This window comes from Streptomyces sp. NPDC018045 (genome assembly GCF_044327445.1).
Taxonomy (GTDB): Bacteria; Actinomycetota; Actinomycetes; order Streptomycetales; family Streptomycetaceae; genus Streptomyces.
This window is the reverse complement of the sequence record NZ_JBIRFL010000091.1, coordinates 1-1,096: the sequence shown is the minus strand read 5'-3', so window position 1 is coordinate 1,096 and position 1,096 is coordinate 1. Positions and strand designations below refer to the sequence as shown.

Below are 1,096 nucleotides of genomic sequence, written 5' to 3'. Positions count from 1 at the left end.
GCTCGTCCCGCGCCGCCAGCTCCGCGAAGAACTCCGGCGCCGTGACCAGCTCCTTCTCCAGCAGCACCGCCCGGTCGACCACCGCACGCGCCGACGCCCCCCTCCCGGCATGCACCGCCGCGTGCAGCGCCCGCAGCGAACCGGCATGCCGCACATCACCGATCACCAGCCGGCCGCCGGGGGCGACGAGGGCGAGCAGGTGGCCGACGACCTTGGCCAGGTACTCGCCGTCCGGGAAGTACTGCACGACGGAGTTGATCAGTACGGTGTCGAAGCGCCCGGCCGGAAGGCCCGTCACGTCATCGGCTGCCTGACTGCGCAGCCGCACCCGCTCGCCAAGTCCCGCCTCTGCCACCTGAAGCTGGAGCCGCTCGATGACGGCGCCGGACAGATCCGTACCCCAGTACTCGTCGACGTCCTTCGCAAGGTGCGCCATCAGCAGACCGGCGCCCACACCGACCTCCAGCATGCGAGAGGGCCCGAAGCCCCGCACCCGCTCCACCATGGCGTCCCGCCAAGCGCGCATCTCGTCCAGCGGAATCGGCTCACCCGTGTACGAGCTGTCCCAGCCGGAGAAGTCCTCACCGAAACCGATGCCCTTGGTGCCCGTCTCGGCGTACACCGAGTCGTAGATCTCCCGCCACTCCTCGACCTGCGCACCCGCGTCGGCTTCCGTACCGGCCCGCAGCGCCGTGTCGAGATCCGGCACCACGTACGCCGCCAGGCGCTGGTCGCCGGGGATGTCCTCACGCGCGATGACCACGGCCTGCCGTACGCCCTCGGAGGCGGTCAGCGCGGACTCGATCTCCCCGGGCTCGATACGGAAGCCGCGCACCTTGACCTGCTCGTCCGCACGGCCCACGAACTCCAACTGCCCGTCCGCGCGCCACCGCGCCAGGTCGCCCGTCCGGTACATCCGTACGCCCGGCCCGAAGGGCGACGCGACGAACCGCTCCGCCGTCAGCCCCGGCCGCCCCGCATACCCGCGCGCCAGCCCCGCCCCCGACACGTACAACTCCCCGGCCACACCCACCGGCACCGGACGCAGCTCCGCATCCAGCACATACGCGCGGGTGTTGGTGACGGGATGGCCGAT

1 protein-coding gene is annotated in these 1,096 nt (G+C 71.7%); it reads right to left on the bottom strand.

The genetic code is table 11. The features are described 5' to 3' along the window. Positions 1–1,096, bottom strand: a 1,096-nt coding sequence (locus tag ACH4EB_RS38740) for a methyltransferase (RefSeq protein ID WP_398353244.1), incomplete at both ends; no start/stop codon positions are given.